This is a genomic window from Nocardia brasiliensis (assembly GCF_042691675.1).
Lineage (GTDB): Bacteria > Actinomycetota > Actinomycetes > Mycobacteriales > Mycobacteriaceae > Nocardia > Nocardia brasiliensis_D.
In genome coordinates this window covers 2,287,614-2,300,749 of the sequence record NZ_CP170507.1, presented here as the reverse complement: position 1 = coordinate 2,300,749, position 13,136 = coordinate 2,287,614, and the positions used below count along the sequence as shown (strand labels likewise).

Genomic DNA, 13,136 nt, shown 5'->3' with positions numbered 1-13,136 from the left:
ACCGCCGCTGCGTACAGTGAACTGTGCCGTCCTTCAGCTTCCGCAGATTCCGGCAGCGCGAAATCGACCTGGCGGCGGTCAACGCCGCCGTTGCCGCTCTGCGACTGCCCGAGGCCGTCTACAAGACCTGCCCTTGGCAGCCACGGGAACTCGTTGAGACCGGCCTGCGGCAATGGCTGCGCTGTTGCGGCGCGGCAATGCGCGACGGGCAGGTCATCGGCATGCCGTCGCACGCGGTGGACGAGGCCTGGCACGGGTTCATTCTCTGCACCGAGCGCTATGCCGACTTCTGCGCCGCGGCCTACGGCAGATTCCTCCACCATTTCCCGGAAGGCGCTGGGCCGCCGAAGGGTTCGCACGGCTCGATGAGCGAGCAACTCGGCCGCACCGTGGTGGCGTGGACACTGGTGGCCGAGCCGGGCGAGGCCTGCGTGTTGTGGGGCCTGGACAGCAGGGTCGGCGTCGAATACCCGTGGGGCGTCGACGCCGAGCGCGTCGCGGCTATCGAGGCCGAGCTGCGCGCCCTCTCCGACTAAGTGAGCTTCACCCGGGCCGCGACGAATCGGCCGATCGCGGGCGCGAGCCTGCTGACGTGGTACTGCAATCGGGCTTCCGGCGTGACCGGGACGATGCTGCGGTCCTTTTCGACGGCACGCACGATCTGTTCGGCCACCTTCTCCGGCCCGTAGCGCCGCATCCGGTAGAGGTTGTCGTAGCGCTCCTGTTTGCGCTTCTCCTCTTCGGCGCTGACACCCGAGAAGGTGGTGTTCGCAACGATATTGGTGTGCACGATGCCCGGGCAGATGGTGTGCACCGAAATACCGCGACCAGCGAGTTCCGCGCGCAGGCAGTCGGAGAACATGAACACCGCCGACTTGCTGGTGGAGTAGGCGCTGAAGCCCTGCTGCGGACTGTAGGCCGCCATGCTGGACAGGTTCACGATGTGCCCGCCCAAACCCCGCTCGGCCATAGCGGATCCGAACGCCCGGCACCCGTTCACCACGCCGCCGAGGTTGATCCGCATGACCCGATCGAACTCCGCCGCCGAGGTGTCGAAGAACCCACCGGCCTGGCCGACGCCCGCGTTGTTGATCAGGATGTCCGGCACCCCATGGGCTTCCAGCACGGCGTCGGCGTGCGCATTCACCGCGGCCGCGTCGGAGACATCGAGCTGGTAGGCATGCGCCACACCGCCTTCGGCGGCGATCAGCTCCGCGGTCTCCTCGGCCGCGACGAGATTGATGTCCGACAGCACGATTTCGGCACCGCGCCGGGCCAGCGACAACGCCGTCTCGCGGCCGATCCCGCTGCCACCGCCGGTGATCACCACCAGCTGATCCTCGAACGGCTTTGCGCTGCGGCCGACTTCGGCACGCCGTAGTCCGCGCGGAACCGCGGCGCCGTTGATCGTGTCGATCAGCTCGGTGGTCGCGGTGGCCAGCAATTCGGGATGGGAAAACGGCATCCAGTGCCCGGCCGGAACATCACGGCGCCACAGCCGCCGCACCCACTTGCGTTCGTCGTCGTACCCGGCGGGCCGGACCGCGACGTCACGACCCGCGACGATCAACTGCACCGGCACCTCGGTGTGCCGCTCTCGCGGCGAAAGCAAGCGCTGCACGATGTTTGCCCGGTAGATCAGCAGGCCGTCGACCAGGTCGCTGCGGAACGTCGGGCCGAGTGTCACATTCGCGGGCGGTGTCTCGTTCATGATCGAGACGACCCGCTGCCAGCGCCGCTCGGTGCCGAGCAGGCCGAAAACGGCCCGCGGCAGGCCCGGCGTCATGAAGAAGAAGGTGTAGGCCGAGGACAATGCCTGGCTGAACGGCTGCCAGATATTGCGCGGTGTCGGCCGGGAAAGCCGGTCCCGCATCCAGTTCGCGATGTGGTCGAGGTTCGGTCCGGACACCGAGGTGAACGACGCGACCCGCGCGGCCGCCCGCGGCTCGCAGACCGCCTCCCACACCTGCACCGAACCCCAGTCGTGCGCGAGCACGTGCACCGGCCGGTCGGGGCTGACCGCGTCGGCGACGGCGAAGAAGTCGCCGGCCAGCTGGTCCAGCCGGAAGTCCTCGGTGCGCCGGGTCCGGGTGGATCGCCCGTGTCCGCGGGTGTCGTAGGTGACGACGTGGAAGCGCCGCGCCAGCAACGGCACCACCGCGTCCCAGAGATGATTGGTGTCCGGCCAGCCGTGCACCAGCAGCACGGTTTCCGCGGTCGGGTCGCCGTATTCATAGACGGCGAGCTCGAATTCGCCGTTGCGCACCGTCCGCTCGGCGGCCACGAGCTCCGGTGGTTCGATGGTCCTCATCGGGTTTCTCCTTGCTGACCAGGGGTCGTGATTACAGATCGAGCACCAGTCGCCCACCGGGCGAACGGGATACGCAGACGAGCATGTCGCCCGCCTCGTGTTCGGCGGCGGTGAGCACGGTTTCGCGATGCTCCGGTTCGCCGGTCAGCACCCGCACCTTGCAGGTGCGGCAGAAGCCCTGTCGGCACGAGTAGGGACGATCCGGCCGGGACTGCAGGATGGTGTCGAGTGCCGAGCGATCCGCGGCCACCTCGACCACCTCGCCGGTGGAGGCGAATTCGATCTCGAAGGGCACGCCGTTCACGATCGGCGGCGGCGAGAACCGCTCGGAATGCAATTCCACACCGGGCATTTCGCGCACCGCGGCGGCGACGGCGCTGGTCATCGGCACCGGGCCGCAGCAGTAGACCGCGGTGTCGGCGGCGACCCCGACCAGCAGTGCGGCGGCGTCGGGCAGGCCGTGCTCGTCGTCGGTGCGCACGGTGACCCGGTCACCGAATCCGGCGATCTCATCGAGGAACGGGATGGTTTCGCGGTTGCGGCCGGTGTACACCATCGACCAGTCGATGCCGAGCCGCTGTGCCAGCCGGGCCATCGGCAGGATCGGCGTGATCCCGATGCCGCCCGCGATGAAATGTAAACGGGTGGCGGGTGATCCGTGACCAGGCACAGCGAACGGGAAGGCGTTGCGCGGCCCGCGCACGGTCAGCGGCGCACCGATCGGCAGGCCGTCGTGCACCTCCACCGACCCACCGCCACCGTCCGGAATGCGCCGCACGGCAACGCGATACGCGCGGGTGTCGGCCGGATCGCCACACAGCGAGTACTGCCGTAACCGCCCCGAGGGCAGTTCGAGGTCCAGATGGGCGCCCGGCCGCCACGGCGGCAGTTCCCGCCGGTCCGCGGCTTCCAGTCGCAGGCTGACCACATCCTGATCGTGTGCCTCTATTCGCCGCTCGGTCACCACGAGGGCGAGTCGGCGGTCGTCGACCCTGGTCGCCAGATCGCGCCGATTGACCAGTGTTGTCCACCGCAGCCGCGCCGACGCGACCGCGTCGAGCACCCGCACCGCCCGGTCCTGCGCCCGCTTACCGAACAGATCCGCGGGCAACTGCTCCGGTATCGGCCGCACGGTCACGACGCGACCGCTTGCGCGGCAGCCGATTTCGCGAGGTATGCCACCGCCTGCGCGGTCGACCCGACCGTTTCGGGGTCGTAGCCGGGTTTGAAGGTCGACAGCGCGCTCCACAGCAATGACGGCACGCCGGGCAGCGCCCCGCGCCACATCGCGCCCAAGACCCGCTTGATCAGTCGTGGGTAGCCGAGATCGGGCAGCGAGGGGTCTTGGTGCACCATGAATTTCGTGCCGCGCACCACCAGCGTGATGAAGATCGGGAACACGATGGTCATGATCGCCGCGCGCCGCACATAGCCCGCCCCGAAATAGAGCGCCACATCGTGCGCGACGTGTCGGTGCTCGACTTCCTCCGCCCCGTGCCAGCGGAACAGATCCGCCATCCGCGGGTCGGCGCCGAACTTCTCCAGGTCGGCGTTGAGCACCCAGTCGCCGAGGTAGGCGAAGAAGTGCTCCAGACAGGCGATGAACGCCAGCCGCTCCACCATCACCTGGCGCTGTGCCACGCCGTCGGCCTGCTTGGGTCCCAGCGTCTTGCGGAACAGGTATTCGGCTTGTCGCACATAGGGTTCCGGGTCGATGCCGTGCGCGGCGAGCACCTCGTTCAGCACCTTGTCGTGCGTCTCGGCGTGCATGGACTCCTGACCGATGAACCCCAGCATGGCCTCGCGCAGCTTGTCGTCCTTCACGAACGGCAGCGCTTCGGCGTAGGCCGCGCAGAACATGCGTTCGCCCTCGGGCAGCAGCAGGTTCAGCGAGTTGATCAGATGCGACGCGATCGGCTCCGCCGGCATCCAGTGCAGCGGCGTATCCGCCCACTGGAATTGCACATTGCGGGCGTGCAGCGCGACCTCACCCGGATCGGTGTCCGGCCGCCTTCCGCTACGAAGCAGCTTCATCGGTACTCCTCTCACGACCGCGTCGTCGCGCGCCTTCCTGCATGGCTGTAGCAATCATCATACACATACATAGAACTTCGGGTTACATACATATCCGTAGCAGCGCGAAGGACCTCGGGTCATGGCCTGCGCTGAAGAACGACCCCCCGAAGCCCGTCGCCCCTCAATGCCGTTAGCCCGCTTGACAATAGACACCACGACCGAGCCCCACATCCGCCCGTTCGGCCCAAAATTAGAACGCGTTCTAGTAGTCTCCCGCTATGGAGCGACTAACCGGATTGGATGCCAGCTTTCTCTACTTGGAAACCGGGACCCAGCACCTGCACGTCTGCGCGTTGCTGATCTTGGATCCCAGCTCGGGGGACTATTCATTCGAGAAATTCAAGGCCGAACTCGGCAGGCGACTACCACTGATCCCGCAGATGCGCAGGCGCGTCTATGAGGTGCCGTTCAATCTGGATCACCCGGTGTGGGTCGAGGACCAGAACTTCGACCTGGACTATCACATCAGGCGCATCGGCATCGCCGCGCCCGCGGGCCGCCGCGAGCTCGCCGAACTGGTCGGCGACATCGCGAGCCGCCCGATGGATCGCGACCGGCCGCTCTGGGAGATGTCCGTGGTAGAAGGCCTCGACGACGGCAAGGTCGCGGTGATCTGCAAGTACCATCACGCCGCGGTGGACGGCATCACCGGCACGAACATGATGATGCACCTGTGCGATCTGGAACCGCACGCGGAGAAGACACCGCCCGCGGCGGAATGGCGGCCGGAACCGAGCCCCAATGACTGGGAGCTGCTGGCCAAGGCGGTGATCAAGTTTCCGACCAAGGCGGGCATTGTCGGGATGGTGCCGAAAACTCTCGGCATGGTAGCCGGTTTCGCGCAGCGCCGCCGAAAGGACAAGGCGGGCATGGCGTTGCCGTTCTCCGCGCCGCGGACTCCGTTCAACCTGGCCATCACCCCACATCGCGCGGTCGCCTTCACCGAGGCGGAACTGGGCGCGGTCAAGGAGATCAAGTCCGCGTTCGGCGTGAAGATCAATGATGTCGTCCTGACCGTCGTCGCCGGCGTGCTGCGCGCTTACCTGGAGAAGCACGACGAACTGCCCGACCGCTCGCTGATCGCGTCGGTGCCGGTCTCCGTGCACGAATCGTCGCGGCACACCGCGGGTATCAACAAGGTGTCCACGCTGTTCGCCCGGCTCGGCACCGACATCGCGGATCCGGTACAACGCCTGCTACAGGTGGCCGAGGACAACCGCGGCGCCAAGGAGGAACACGACCTCATCGGCGCCGACTTCCTACAGGACTGGTCGAAGTACGCCCCGCCGAATACCTTTCAGCTCGCGGCGCGGGTGTACTCGTCGCTGAAGCTGGCCGAGCGGCATCCGGTGGTGCACAACCTGGTGGTGTCGAATGTGCCGGGGCCGCCGATGCCGCTGTACTTCCTCGGGGTGCGGGTGACCGGGATGTATCCGTTCGGCCCGGTCTTTCACGGCGCGGGGCTCACCGTGACCGTGCTGTCCAACAATGACGACCTGGACTTCGGCTTCATCGCCTGCAAGGAGCTGGTACCCGATGTCGCCGAGATGGCCGACGCGGTCCCCGACGTAGTCGCCGAATTATTGGCCGCGGCACGAAAAATGGGCTGAGGCCTCGTCAGGCTCCTGTTCGCCACCGCCGCCGGACAGGGCCGCCGACACCGGGTCACAACCTCGCGGCGACCGCCCCGCAGGCCTCGACCAGCACGGGAACGAATCGATCGGCCTCCAGCACACAGGCCGCGTGCCCGCCCTTGACCAGGTGAATGCTTGCCCCGGGGATCGCGGTCGCCATCTCCAGCTGTCGATAGACCGGAATGGCCCGGTCGCGAGTCGTAATGACCACGGCGGTCGGCATATTCAGGGTCGGCAACCAGTCGGTCGCATCGAATCGGCCGACCTCGCCGATCACCTGGGTGATCGCCCAGCCGCTGGTACTGCGCAGCTCGGTGAGCGCCCATCGATCCAATCCGCCCGGCGCCCAGGCGATATCGGGCAGTTCCGGTAGCCGCCCGGCGAATTCCTCGATGCGCCGGAAGGAATACGGCCCGACCGCCGCGGCGAACGCCCCGAAAGCCTGGTGAAAGGCGCGCTCACGCCACTTCTCCTGGAACCGGTACGGCGTGGCGCACAGCACCAGTCCGCTCACCCGATCCGGATGCCGGTGTGCCGCGGCCAGACTCACCACGCCGCCCAGCGAAAATCCCACGCACACGGCCTTATCCAGGCCGAGCACATCGAGCACGGCGACGACATCGTCGGCGCAGTCGTCCACTGAAAAACGCTCGGAGCGGATCCCGCGGCCGTGCCAGCGCTGATCGAACAGGATCACCCGGTACCGCTCGGCCAGCGGCGCCAGCGACGGAAACCAGTTCAGATACGCGGTACACGCGGTGCCGTGCAACAGCACCAGCGCGGGCGCGCCCGCCGGTCCCGGGATGTCGACCACGTACGTGCGCCCCCGCCCCGGCAGGTCGACCAGCCGCCCGCCCGGCACCTCGGCGATATCCGGTACCCGCCTGGCGAACCGGCGCAGCGCCGCGGCGGATCGTGGGTTCGTCATCGTGCGCCTCCCGCGGATCGCGGACAGAATTAGAACGTGTTCTACACGATGATGCCATAGCGCGACGGCTCCCGGCAGCAGGACCGGCGCACAGCTACGCCATGGCTCGGACGATCACCTCGGCGATGCAGGCGGGTTTGTCCGAGCCTTCGCGCTCGATCGTCGTGGCGAGCACCACCTGGAGGCCTCCTGGCACCTCGTCCACGCTGACGATCGAGGCCCTACCGCGAATGCGGGAGCCGGACGGTACCGGAGACGGAAACCGAACCCTGTTCAGGCCGTAGTTGATCCGCGCACCGGCGTCGCTGATCTCGAACAGCTGCCGGGTGATCGCCGGAATCAGCGACAGGGTCAGATAACCGTGCGCGACGGTGGTGCCGAACGGTCCATCGGCCGCCCGTTGCGGGTCGACGTGGATCCACTGACGGTCCTCGGTGGCCTCGGCGAACGCGGTGATGCGGTCTTGGCCGACCTCGATCCAGCCGCTCACGCCGAGGTCGGCGCCCGCCGCGTGCCGCAGCGACGCCATGGTGAAGAGGGTGGGCTCACTCATTCGAGTAACCCTAAATCGGGCGAGCGGTTGCCGCGAGGCCAGGCAGCCGCCAGGCCCAGTCCTGCAGGAACTTCGACTGTTCGATGCCGAAAGCCAACGGCGTGTTGGTCATACCCAACCACCAGCCATCCCCTAAGCCGCTGGCCTACAACGACTTTCCCCGCGCGCAGCCCTCGTATGGCAGCATCGGACACGGGACCGGCCCCCGATCGGACCCACTTCTGTAACGTGTTCCAGTACGTTGGCGTGGACGAACGAAAGACGGAGGTGCCGCGATGGGGCGGTTGACCGGCAAGGTGGCGTTGATCAGCGGCGGGGCCCGCGGCATGGGCGCGGCACACGCGAAGGCCATGGTGGCCGAGGACGCGCGCGTTGTCCTCGGTGACGTGCTCGACGACGAAGGCGCCGCGGTCGCCAAGGAATTGGGCGACGCGGCCGCCTATGTCCACCTGGACGTGCGCGAACCGGCGCAGTGGCAGGGCGCCGTCGCCGAGACGGTGCAGCGGTTCGGATCGCTGAACGTGCTGGTGAACAACGCGGGCATCGCCAATGGCAACCTGCTCGTCGATTTCGAGCTGGCCGAGTGGCAGCGGATCATCGACATCAACCTCACCGGAACGTTTCTCGGCATGCAGACCGCCACGCCGGCCATGATCGAGGCCGGCGGCGGCTCGATGATCAACATCTCCTCCGTCGAAGGCATGCGCGGCAGCCCCGGCCTGCACGGCTACGTCGCGACCAAATTCGCCGTCCGCGGCCTCACCAAATCCACGGCACTCGAGTTGGCGCAGTACAAGATTCGGGTCAATTCGGTGCATCCAGGCCTGATCACCACCCCGATGACCGAGAACATTCCCGCGGATTTCCTGCAGATCCCGCTGGGCCGGGCCGCCGACCCGGCCGAGGTTTCCGCGCTGATCACCTTTCTGGCCAGCGACGAATCCTCGTACTCGACCGGCGCCGAGTTCGTCATCGACGGCGGGCTCACCGTCGGCATCCCGCACAAGCCGTTCGAGGACTGGCCTCAGTCGCCGTAGTGGTGCGGCATGTCGCGGGTGAGCAGCAGCGCCAGCACCGGCAGCGCCATCAGGGCGAGACAGGTGATCATGTTGACCCACTTGTAGGCCACCAGAATCGCGGCGAACTCACGCAGAATCGCCGAGGGCAGATAGTAGAAGGCGGTCTTGGCGCCGGTCACCTCGGCGTCGAGATCGAGTCGCCGGGCCAGGATCGCCGTCCGCAGAATGTGAAAGTTACTGGTCACCAAGACCATTCGAGTGGACGTGCCGCGCTCGCCCAGTAACCGTTTGGTGTAGAGCAGATTCTCCCTGGTGGTCGTCGAACGGTCCTCCAGCATCACGTTTTCGGCGGGCACGCCCTTGTCCACGAGATAGCCCGCCATCGCCGCCGCCTCCGATACGGCTTCGTCGGAACCCTTACCGCCGCTGGTGATCAGCACCGGCCTGCGGCCCGCCGCGATCTCGGCCCGGTAGAGCTCGACGGCCCGGTCCAGCCGACTGGCCAGCAGCGGCGGTACCCGGTCGCCGAGGAGACCGGAGCCGTGGACGACGATCGCGTCCATGCCGGGCCGATAGGGCAACGCCCCATAGAACAGCGAATACAGCAGGAAACTGGCGAACAGAAAGCCGATGTAGCTCACCGCCATGGTCAGCGAGGCCAAAATCACCACGAACCAGATCTCGCCGGTGAAAATGGCCACCGCCAACAAGACATAGGGAACGAGTAGCGCGAAACCGAGCCCGAGCGGGAGCAGATTCGCGACCCGCACTCCTTCGCGCCGGAGCAACTGTCCGCCGTTGACCATCAGCAATCCGGCGAGCACCAGCACGAGCAGCGGTGACAGCAGCACCAGCAGACCGGCCAGCACGATCGGCGTGTCACCCTCGGCGCCCGATCCGAGCAGCCAGACACCGCAGAATGCCGTGCCGAGCAGCAGAAACACCCCATTGCTCAGCCGACGGCGATCCTTGCGGAACCTCAGCACGAACACACCCAACAGCACAAGACCGACGACTGCCAACATCACCCAGCCACCGTAACCGGCGCACCGGCAACCGGGTGGCGATGGCACGGCGCGGCTCCGCCGGGCCATTCCGTTTTTCCCATAATGTGTCGCTCGTCCGAACACCGGCCGGGCGAATTTTCACGGCCGATTTTCGAATTATTCGACTTTCCACAGGCAAAACAAATCACCGTAAATGTCGTGAGGAATGGGAGTCGCTCATCGCCATGCTTCGACACATCAGCCCCGCACTCGCCGCGCTGGCCCTCGTGCTGTCGGCCGCTCAGGTGGCCGTCGCACCGGGTATCGCTGCGGCACAACCGATCTACCCGCTGCCGGACCCGGACCCGTTCTACGAGGCACCGGCGGACCTGGATCGGGCGAAACCGGGTGACGTGCTGGGCGTTCGCTCGATGCCCGCGTTGCTCGGCTTCCCCGGCACCACCGTCACGATGATCAAATTCCGGTCGACCAATTCGGCGGGCGATCCGATCGCGGCCACCACCACCGTGCTGACCCCGCACAACCATGTCCCGGGCGGACCACTGCTGTCCTACCAGCACATCATCAACGGCCTCGGCACCCGGTGCGCGGTTTCCCGCGTGCTCTACACCGACGATCCGAATCTGGCCGTACGCGAGGCGCCCGCGCTCAATGCGGTGCTGCTGCGCGGCTGGTCGGTGGCGCTGCCCGACCATCTCGGGCCGACCAGCGCCTACGGCGCGGCCAAGCTGGGCGGGATGATCACCCTCGACGGCATTCGCGCGGCCCGTCAGGTCGCCGAGCTCAACGTTGCCACCAGCCCGATCGCGCTGTTCGGCTACTCCGGCGGCGGCATGGCGACGGGGTGGGCGGCCGCGCTGGCGCCGACCTACGCACCGGAACTCGACATCGCGGGCGCGGCCGAGGGCGGGGTCCCGATGAATCTCGTGAAGATGACCGAGGGACTCGGCTACTCCAGGCATCCGGCGTTCGGCCTCGCACTGGCGGCGGCCATCGGACTCGAGCGGGAATACCCGACGCGACTGCCGATCAGCGACCATCTGAACGCCTTCGGCCTGGCGACCCGCGACCGGATCGCCAACGGCTGCACCAACGAGATCCTGGCGGCCGGTGCCGGTCACAGCGTGCTCGACGTGGCCAGCTCCACCTCGCTGGCCGACGACCCGAGCGCCCGCTCCGTGCTCGAGGAGAACAGCCTGGAACTCTACGACGGTGTGCCGAAAACGCCGATCTACCAATGGCGTTCGCACGAGGACGCGCTGATCCCGGTGGCCTCGATCGACAACACCGTGCGCCGGTATTGCGCGGCCGGTGCCCGCGTTCGATCGGCCCTGTTCCCGAGCCCGGACCACCTGACCACCGCGGTACTCGGCGCGCCCGCCGCGATGGCATGGATCGAGGAGCGGTTCCGCGGCACACCGGCGCCTAGCGACTGCTGAGCACCATGTGCCGCAACACAAATCGGCGGCGCGGGGACGAATATCGTCCCCGCGCCGCCGATTTCAGTGGTCAGGATTCCTTGCCGCTCTGATGGGCGCTCTGGCGAGCCTCGTCGAGATTGGCCTCGGCGCGCGCCTTCTCGGCCTCGGCTTCCTTCTTGGCGGCCTCACGCTCGGACTCGGCCTTCTCCTGCTGGGCGCGGCCCTCGCTCTTCAGGCCTTCGTTCCCGGTGACGACGCCCGCGGCTTCCTTGGCCTTGCCCTTGACGTCTTCGACGACGCCCTCGACGGCCTCGCGCGGTCCACTCTCGTGCTTGGTCATGACTACTCCTCCAACTCGGGGTGTGGGCGGTCATTCGCCGCATACCCGGCGTCCTGGGCCTCAATCAGCACGGGACACCTCGGCAACTGTGTCTCGCATCACGCCGAAGACGCAGCCAACCCCGTTCTCGCCGAACAACACTCGTATCGCGGCGGGTGGCAACATTCGAGTTTCGGCGGGGACGCCCGCTCGCGACTACCGGCTCAGCTCAGCACACGCCGCGGTTTCGTCATCGAGTCGACGGACCGGTGAGCAGCAGTGCCACCGCCAGCAGCGTCATCATCACGGCGATAGCGGAGTCCAGGACGCGCCAGGCGAGCGGACGGGCGAACAGCGGACCGAGCAGCCGGGCGCCGTACCCGAGCGCGGTGAACCAGATCAGACTGCCCAGCATGGCGCCCGCGCCGAGGAACCAGCGGTCGGGACTCGTATAGGTGTTGGCGACGGCACCGAGCAGGACCACGGTGTCCAGGTAGACGTGTGGGTTGAGCCAGGTCAAGGCCAGGCAGGTAGCGACCGTCGCGCCGAGCGCCACGGTCGCGCCCGCGGGTTCGGCGGTGAGCGCGGCCGACGCGAAGGCCCGGCGCGCCGCGAGCACGGCATAACCGAGCAGGAAAGCCGCACCCGCGTAACGAACCACCGTGACCGCGGCGGGCACCGATTGGACGACCACGCCGAAACCCCCGACGCCCGCGGCGATCAGCACGATATCCGACAGCGCGCACACCGCGACGACCGCGAAAATGTGTTGTCCGCGCACCCCTTGACGCAGCACGAACGCGTTCTGTGCGCCGATCGCCACGATCAACGAGAGTCCGAAACCGAGACCGGAGAAAGCCGCCAAGGCCGCCGAGGGAACATCCACATTCGCCGACGCTAAGCCGAGCATTATCATCAAGCAAGCTAAATATTCTGCACTACCATTATGATTTCTTAACATGGACCTCCAGCTCGATCAGCTGCGCGCCTTGAACGCGGCGGTCACCGAGGGCACGTTCGACGCCGCCGCGAAAAGCCTGCGGATCACCCCGTCGGCGGTCAGCCAACGCATCAAGGCACTGGAGGATGCGGCGGGCCGCGTCTTGGTGCAGCGCACAAAGCCGGTGCGCGCCACCGAATCCGGAGTCACGGTGCTGCGCCTGGCAAGGCAGATCGAGTTGCTCGCCGGTGACACCGCCCGCGAACTCGGCGACGCCCATCGACCCGCCGATCGGCCGATTCGCCTGCCCATCGCGGTCAACGCCGATTCATTGGAGACGTGGGTGCTGCCCGCTCTCGCCGACGTACCACCGAGCATCTGTTTCGAAATCCACCGCGAAGACGAGGAACACACCACCCGGCTGCTGCGCGACGGCACGGTCATGGCGGCGATCACCGCCACCGCCGCGGCGGTGCAGGGCTGCAAGGTCGAGCGGCTCGGCGCGATGCGGTACCGGCCGATGGCCGCACCGCGGTTCGCTCGAACCTGGTTCGGCGACGGGCCCACTGCCAAGGCTTATGCGGCAGCACCGGTGGTGCTGTTCGATCGCAAAGACGATCTGCAAGACCGGCACCTGCGTCGCCGCGGCCGCCAACCCCTTGATCCGCCGCGCCATTATGTCCCGTCCTCGGCCGGTTTCCTGGCGGCGGTTCGGCTCGGATTGGGCTGGGGCATGTTGCCGGACCTGCAATCCCGAAATTCGGGTACCAGCGAGCTGGTGCCCATCGATGGCGAGGCATTCATCGATGTCCCGCTGTACTGGCAGCAATGGCGGCTCGACTCACCGGCATTGAGCGCCGTCGCCGGGTCGATAGCCGCGCGGGCGGCGGAATCGCTGCGCTGACTACCGCACATCCGATGCACGTGC

The 13,136-nt window shown here is 67.1% G+C and carries 13 protein-coding genes; 5 read left to right on the top strand and 8 right to left on the bottom strand.

The window, feature by feature from the left end:
- Positions 1 to 23 precede the first annotated feature (23 nt).
- Entirely contained in the window at positions 24 to 536 is a 513-nt protein-coding gene (locus tag ACFK0J_RS10735) for a hypothetical protein (protein ID WP_378738944.1), read from the top strand.
- Here ACFK0J_RS10735 and ACFK0J_RS10730 read toward each other — a convergent pair.
- The 3 genes from ACFK0J_RS10730 to ACFK0J_RS10720 are packed head-to-tail and all read right to left on the bottom strand — an operon-like array spanning position 533 to position 4,345.
- Positions 533 to 2,311, bottom strand: a complete 1,779-nt coding sequence (locus ACFK0J_RS10730) for an SDR family oxidoreductase (RefSeq protein WP_378738942.1) — start codon at positions 2,309 to 2,311, stop codon at positions 533 to 535. The two genes, ACFK0J_RS10735 and ACFK0J_RS10730, sit on opposite strands and share 4 nt — an antisense overlap.
- A 31-nt stretch (positions 2,312 to 2,342) precedes the next feature.
- Positions 2,343 to 3,449, bottom strand: a complete 1,107-nt coding sequence (locus ACFK0J_RS10725; protein ID WP_378738940.1) for a PDR/VanB family oxidoreductase — start codon at positions 3,447 to 3,449, stop codon at positions 2,343 to 2,345.
- A complete protein-coding gene (locus ACFK0J_RS10720; protein WP_378738938.1) occupies positions 3,446 to 4,345 on the bottom strand; it encodes a metal-dependent hydrolase in 900 nt (299 codons plus the stop codon). Before ACFK0J_RS10720 ends, ACFK0J_RS10725 begins: the two co-directional genes overlap by 4 nt.
- 260 nt (positions 4,346 to 4,605) lie before the next feature.
- Here ACFK0J_RS10720 and ACFK0J_RS10715 point away from each other — a divergent pair, with 260 nt between their 5' ends.
- The gene (locus ACFK0J_RS10715; protein ID WP_378738936.1) at positions 4,606 to 5,997 is read left to right on the top strand and encodes a wax ester/triacylglycerol synthase family O-acyltransferase; all 1,392 of its coding nucleotides are present in this window, start codon (positions 4,606 to 4,608) and stop codon (positions 5,995 to 5,997) included.
- Positions 5,998 to 6,052: 55 nt separating this feature from the next.
- Here the strand turns inward: ACFK0J_RS10715 and ACFK0J_RS10710 are convergent, their stop codons facing one another.
- Together ACFK0J_RS10710 and ACFK0J_RS10705 are read right to left on the bottom strand one after the other, a co-directional pair.
- Positions 6,053 to 6,949, bottom strand: a complete 897-nt coding sequence (locus tag ACFK0J_RS10710) for an alpha/beta fold hydrolase (protein ID WP_378738934.1) — start codon at positions 6,947 to 6,949, stop codon at positions 6,053 to 6,055.
- 94 nt (positions 6,950 to 7,043) lie between these two features.
- On the bottom strand, positions 7,044 to 7,502 hold the full coding sequence (locus ACFK0J_RS10705; RefSeq protein ID WP_378738932.1) for a MaoC family dehydratase: 459 nt from the start codon (positions 7,500 to 7,502) through the stop codon (positions 7,044 to 7,046).
- Positions 7,503 to 7,777: 275 nt separating this feature from the next.
- Here ACFK0J_RS10705 and ACFK0J_RS10700 point away from each other — a divergent pair, with 275 nt between their 5' ends.
- Positions 7,778 to 8,539, top strand: coding sequence for a glucose 1-dehydrogenase (locus tag ACFK0J_RS10700; protein ID WP_378738930.1), 762 nt, complete (start codon positions 7,778 to 7,780; stop codon positions 8,537 to 8,539).
- On the opposite strand, the gene ACFK0J_RS10695 is transcribed toward ACFK0J_RS10700, so the two are convergent.
- Positions 8,527 to 9,546, bottom strand: coding sequence for a YdcF family protein (locus ACFK0J_RS10695; RefSeq protein ID WP_378742749.1), 1,020 nt, complete (start codon positions 9,544 to 9,546; stop codon positions 8,527 to 8,529). The two genes, ACFK0J_RS10700 and ACFK0J_RS10695, sit on opposite strands and share 13 nt — an antisense overlap.
- Before the next feature lie 206 nt (positions 9,547 to 9,752).
- Between ACFK0J_RS10695 and ACFK0J_RS10690 the strand changes: the two genes are divergently transcribed.
- Complete coding sequence (locus ACFK0J_RS10690; protein ID WP_378738928.1) at positions 9,753 to 10,967, top strand: lipase family protein; 1,215 nt, start codon at positions 9,753 to 9,755, stop codon at positions 10,965 to 10,967.
- A gap of 70 nt (positions 10,968 to 11,037) precedes the next feature.
- Here ACFK0J_RS10690 and ACFK0J_RS10685 read toward each other — a convergent pair whose 3' ends face one another.
- Positions 11,038 to 11,289 (bottom strand): CsbD family protein, encoded by a 252-nt coding sequence (locus ACFK0J_RS10685; protein ID WP_218475510.1) that lies wholly within the window; start codon positions 11,287 to 11,289, stop codon positions 11,038 to 11,040.
- Between the two features lie 229 nt (positions 11,290 to 11,518).
- Positions 11,519 to 12,178: a LysE/ArgO family amino acid transporter gene (locus ACFK0J_RS10680; protein ID WP_378738926.1), complete on the bottom strand. Its 660-nt coding sequence runs from the start codon at positions 12,176 to 12,178 to the stop codon at positions 11,519 to 11,521.
- A gap of 49 nt (positions 12,179 to 12,227) precedes the next feature.
- On the opposite strand from ACFK0J_RS10680, the gene ACFK0J_RS10675 reads away from it, so the two are divergent.
- Positions 12,228 to 13,112 (top strand): LysR family transcriptional regulator ArgP, encoded by an 885-nt coding sequence (locus ACFK0J_RS10675; RefSeq protein ID WP_378738923.1) that lies wholly within the window; start codon positions 12,228 to 12,230, stop codon positions 13,110 to 13,112.
- Positions 13,113 to 13,136 lie beyond the last annotated feature (24 nt).